The organism is Tardiphaga sp., from assembly GCF_028290785.1.
Classification (GTDB): domain Bacteria; phylum Pseudomonadota; class Alphaproteobacteria; order Rhizobiales; family Xanthobacteraceae; genus Tardiphaga.
In genome coordinates this window covers 1-5023 of record NZ_JAQGJD010000199.1, presented here as the reverse complement: position 1 = coordinate 5023, position 5023 = coordinate 1, and the positions used below count along the sequence as shown (strand labels likewise).

The 5023-nt window shown below is 66.4% G+C and carries 2 protein-coding genes; one reads left to right on the top strand and one right to left on the bottom strand.

Features of this window, described 5'->3' with window-relative positions:
* Positions 1-427: 427 nt before the first annotated feature.
* Entirely contained in the window at positions 428-4066 is a 3639-nt protein-coding gene (locus tag JWR89_RS11610) for an AsmA-like C-terminal region-containing protein (RefSeq protein ID WP_299715952.1), read from the top strand.
* Positions 4067-4196: 130 nt separating this feature from the next.
* On the opposite strand, the gene JWR89_RS11605 is transcribed toward JWR89_RS11610, so the two are convergent.
* A partial coding sequence (locus JWR89_RS11605) for a methyl-accepting chemotaxis protein (RefSeq protein ID WP_299715949.1) occupies positions 4197-5023 on the bottom strand: 827 nt, incomplete at its 5' end.

The following is a 5023-nucleotide window of genomic DNA, read 5'->3' as shown; positions in this document are numbered from 1 at the left end:
CCGCGCTCTTGGTCGCAGCCGTGGTCGCGTTCTTGGCGACGACCTTCGCGGCCTTCTTGACGGGCGCCTTTGTCGCAGTCCGTTCCATCTTCCCGGCGGGGGTTCTGGAGGAATTCTCGCGCGATTTCTTGGACATACGCCTTCCTTTCGTCGCTTTCAGCGGGTCAGTGTGATGATATTGCAGAGACGCACCGGGGGCCTGACGACAGGCCCCGCGCGGTGCAAATGGGCTGGCCCCGGAGTATGGTCACAAAGGATTCGACGCAACACCCGCGGTGTGTGCTTTGAACCCGCCGCAACGACTGGACGACGAGTATACTTTAAACCGACGATTGGCAGCGATGCCGGCACGGAAGCGCTCGTCCGATCTCGACGCGCCGAGGTCCGGGGCGATCGATCTGACAGGCAACGCCAGCACCGAGAGGCAATGGCCAGGAATAAGCCGCCCCAAGCGTTGCGTCCGCGCGCCGATGACCAAGCCCCGGAATGGGATGATGCCGTTTGGGATCACGACCATGACGAGGCCGCTCATCACCGCGCCCGCCAGCTATTGTCCCAGCAAAACGCCGGGCTGCATCGCCTTGGCGGCGCGCCCGGATGGCCGGGCGGGCGGTGGGTGAAGCGGATCGCCGCGGTCGTCGCCGTCCTGCTGCTGGTCTCTGCGGTAGGCTTCGGCACGCTGTGGTGGCGGCTCGGCGCCGGACCGATCAATTTCGACATGGCCACGCCGTGGCTGGCCGAGGCAATCCAGGACAACATCGGCGAGGGCAACAGCGTCGAAGTCGGCGGCACCCAGATCGAGCGCACCGGGCGCATTCGCATCGCCGTGCGTATCCGCGACATCGTGGTGCGCGATCGCGACCACGCCATCGTCGCCAGCGCGCCGAAGGCCGAGGTGCGGCTGTCGGTTCCGGCGATGCTGATGGGCCGGCTGCGCGCCGAGAGCCTCAACCTGGTCGATGCCGTGCTCGCGGTGCGGATCATGCCGGACGGGCAGGTGACGGTTTCCACCGGCGACAACGCGCGTCCATTGGCCACCGGCGTGGCCTCGACTCGGCCGACGGCATTGCCGGTGCCGGTTCCAACCGGCCCCTCCCTTTCATTGCCGCCGGGGCAGGTGGCGCCGCTGGTGCAGGCACTGCCGACGCCTCCCACCGCAGCCGCCGACAAGCGTGAACCGGTCAGCGGACTGCTGGCCGGTCTGGACTGGCTCGACAGCCTCAGCCTGACCGGCCTCGACGGCCAGAACCTCAATGAGATCGGCCTGAAGAACGGCCGGCTGGTGGTCGATGACCAGCAGCGCGGCAACACCTCGACCTTCAACAACATCACCCTGAGCCTGCGCCGCCCCACCGCCGGCGGCGTCGCCATGAGCGTGGGCGAGGCCGGCAAGACGCCGTGGTCGCTCGGCGTCGTGGTGGGTGCTCCCGCCAACGGGGTGCGTTCGGTCGATATCCGCGCGGACAAGCTGCCGAGCCAGAACATCCTGCTGGCGCTGCGCATGAAGGACCTGACCTACAGCGCCGACCTGCCGCTCACCGGCGAGCTGAAGGGCGAACTCGGCCGCGACGGCCTGCCGACCTATTTCCGCGGCAAGATCACCGCGGCAGCCGGCAACATCATCGACAACGACACGCCCGACTACCCGATGCCGATCGACTCCGCCGAGGTCAATCTCGAATGGGATTCCGGCCGTCGCGTCTTGCTGGCGCCGTTCAAGGTGATCTCCGGCAACAACCGTGTCACCATGCTGGCGCATGTCGAGCCGCCCAACGACGCCATCTCGAATTGGCAGGCCGGGCTCAGCGGCGGCACCATCGTGCTCGCCGGCACGGCGGGCGAAGCGCCGCTGATCTTCAACCGTATCGACATCGCCCTGCGCTTCGATACCGACAACAAGCGCGTGATGCTGACCCAGGCCAACATCAGCAACGGCGAGATCGGCATCGCGGGCTCCGGCAGCGTCGACTATGCCGGAGAGCCACGGCTGACGCTGGGCATTGCCGGCACCCCAATGTCGGCGTCGGCGCTGAAGCGGATGTGGCCGGTCCTGATCACGCCCGAAGTGCGCGAATGGGTGATTGAGCGCGTCGAGCGCGGCTCGCTGCAGCGCCTCGACATCGCCGTCAACTCGCCGGTCCGCAACCTGTCGCGGCGCGGTCCGCCGATTCCCGATGACGGTCTCAGCGTCACCATCGCCGCCAACGGCGTGACGCTTCGCCCGGTCGACGATCTGCCTGTGATCCGCGACGCCGATCTGCGCGCCCGCGTCACCGGCCGCACCGCGACGGTGACGATCGGTCAGTCCGGCATGGATACCGCCGGGGGGCGCAAGCTCAACCTGAACGACATCGTATTCGAAGTGCCCGACATGGTGCCGAAGCCGATGCCGGCGCGGGTCAAGTTCCGGATTGACGGGACGGTGCCGGCCGTCGCCGAGATCCTGGCCTCCGATCGTCTTAGTGAATTCACCGGCAACATGCTCGATCCCGCCACCAGCAAGGGCAACGCTTCGGCGTTCATTACGCTGGGCATGCCGATCAAGGGCGAACTGACCAAGACCGACACCAGCTACACGATCAATGCCGACCTCACCAACTTCTCCGCCGACAAGATCGTGATGGGCCAGAAGCTCGAAGCCAACGCGCTGAAGATCACCGCCAACAATCAGGGCTATCAGGTCAAGGGCGACGTCAAGATCAACGGGCAGGCGGCGTCGATCGACTACCGCAAGCCGACCGATGCCGATGCCGACATTCGCGCGCAGACGACGCTGGACGACGCCGGCCGCGCGCGGCTGGGTTTCGATCTCGGGCCCGCGGTAACCGGCGCAATCCCGGTCAAGGTGATCGGCAAGATCGGCAGCGGCGACCGCGAAACCAAGCTCGGCATCGACGCCGACCTGACCGCGCTGAAGCTCGACAACATCCTGCCGGGCTGGGTCAAGGCGCCGGGCAAAGGCGGCCGCGCGGTGTTCAACATGGTACAGAAGGCGCAATCGACGCGGCTCGAGGACATTGTCGTCGATGGCGGCGGCGTAGCGATCAAGGGCTCCGTGGAAGTCGATCCGAACGGCGACCTGGTGAACGCCAACTTCCCGACCTACTCGCCCTCGGAGGGCGACAAGACGTCGCTGAAGGCGGAGCGCAGTCCCGACGGTGTGCTCAAGGTGACGATGCGCGGCGACGTGTTCGATGGTCGCGGTTTTCTGAAATCGGCGATCTCCGGCAAGGAGTCCGATTCCAAGAGCAAGCCCAAGACCATCGACTTCGACATCGACGTGAAGCTCGGCGCGGTGGCCGGCTTTTACGGCGAGGCGGTGCGCAGCCTGGATGCCAAGGTGTCGCGACGGGCCGGCACCATCAAGACCTTCAACCTCAGCGGCAAGCTGGGACGCGACACGCCGCTAACCGGCGACATGCGGGGCCGCGCGCAGGGCGCGGCGCGCGACGTGATCTATATCGAGACCAATGACGCCGGCGCGTTCTTCCGCGTGACCGATACCTACTCCAAGATGGTCGGTGGGCAGTTATCGCTGGCCATGGACACGCCGTCGTCGGATACGCGTCCCAAGGAAGGCCTGGTCAACGTCCGCGATTTCGCCATCAAGGGCGAGGCCTCGCTGGACCGAGTCGCCGCGGGGGGGCCGGGGGTGTCGCAGGGTGGCATCGGATTTTCGCGGCTGCGGGCCGAATTCACCCGGCAGAATGGCCAGCTCACGATCCGCGAGGGCGTCGTCAAGGGGCCCTCGATCGGCGCCACCATCGAAGGCAGCATCGACTACCCCGCTAACACCGTGCGGATGAGCGGCACCTTCGTGCCGATGTACGGGCTCAACAACATGTTCGGGCAGCTACCGGTGATCGGCCTGTTCCTCGGCGGCGGCAGCAATGAAGGCCTGATCGGCATCACCTACGAAGTGGTCGGCACGCCCGGCCAGCCGGTGCTGCGCGTCAACCCGATCTCGGCCATCGCGCCCGGCGTGCTGCGCAACATCTTCAAGTTCGACACCGGCAAGCCGAACGGTCCGGTGGAATTTCCGAGCTCGCCGAACAACAGCAACTAACGCCTCGTCAGTACCGGCGCCGGGTTGCCGGATCGATGACGGCTGCGCCACATGCCGAACGAACGCCTCTGAAATGACGAAGGGCGCGGTCTGTGAGACCGCGCCCTTCGTGTTGTGATGGTCCGTTGCCTTACGCAGCGCGGACACCGGCGAGGAAGGTATTCACTTCACCGGAGAGTTGCTCGGCCTGTTTCGACAGGCCGGACGCGGCGCTGAGCACCATGTTGGCGGCGCCGCCGGTCTCGTGGGCGGCGGCACTGACGCCGCCGATGTTGGTAGTGACATCCTGTGTCGCCTGCGCGGTCTGCGTGACGTTGCGGGCGATCTCGGCGGTAGCCGCACCTTGCTCCTCGATGGCCGAGCCGATGGTGGTGGCGATCGCGCTGACTTCCTCGATCGTGGCAGTGATGCCCTGAATGGCGTCGACGGCTTCCTTGGTCGCGCTCTGGATCTGCGCGATGCGGGTGCTGATTTCCTTTGTCGCGCTGGCGGTCTGGCCGGCGAGACTCTTCACTTCGGAAGCAACCACCGCGAAACCGCGGCCGGCATCGCCGGCGCGGGCGGCTTCGATGGTGGCGTTCAGCGCCAGCAAATTGGTCTGGCTGGCGATGCTGGAGATCAGTTCGACCACGTGTTCGATCTGCTGCGCGCCTTCGGCCAAGGCCCGCACGATCGTGTCGGTTCGCCGTGCGCTATCGACCGCATGGCTGGTGATTTTGGCGGACTGCGCGACCTGGCGGCTGATCTCGACGATCGAAGAAGAGAGCTCCTCGGCCGCAGCCGCAACCGTCTGGACGCGGGTGCTGGCTTCCGCCGCTGCCGTGCTGACAATGGTGGCCTGGTCGTTGGTACGTTCGGCGGTGCCGCTCATCGACTGCGCGGTGGCTTCCAACTCGGTGGAGCCCGAGGCCATCAAACCGACCAGGGCGCCGACAGAAGCGTCGAAGCGGTTGGCCA